Annotated in this window: 1 protein-coding gene; it reads left to right on the top strand. The window is 55.2% G+C overall.

Annotated elements, in window-relative coordinates; translation table 11 throughout:
• Positions 1 to 203, top strand: a 203-nt coding sequence (locus FC814_RS22770) for a pyridoxal-dependent decarboxylase (RefSeq protein WP_301546394.1), incomplete at both ends; no start/stop codon positions are given.

Raw genomic sequence — 203 nt, 5'->3', positions numbered from 1 at the left:
CTTGGCGGGCAAATCGGGACTTTCGCCATCAACTTCTCTCGCCCTGCCGGTCAGGTGATTGCGCAATACTATGAATTCCTGCGCCTTGGTCGCGAAGGCTACACCAAAGTACAGAACGCCTCTTACCAGGTCGCCACTTACCTGGCGGATGAAATCGCTAAACTGGGACCGTATGAGTTCATCTGTACAGGTCGCCCGGACGA

The organism is Escherichia sp. MR, assembly GCF_005280595.1.
GTDB classification, from domain to species: Bacteria; Pseudomonadota; Gammaproteobacteria; order Enterobacterales; family Enterobacteriaceae; genus Escherichia; species Escherichia ruysiae.
The sequence above is the reverse complement of the archived record's forward strand: the minus strand, read 5'-3'. Positions and strand labels throughout refer to the sequence as shown.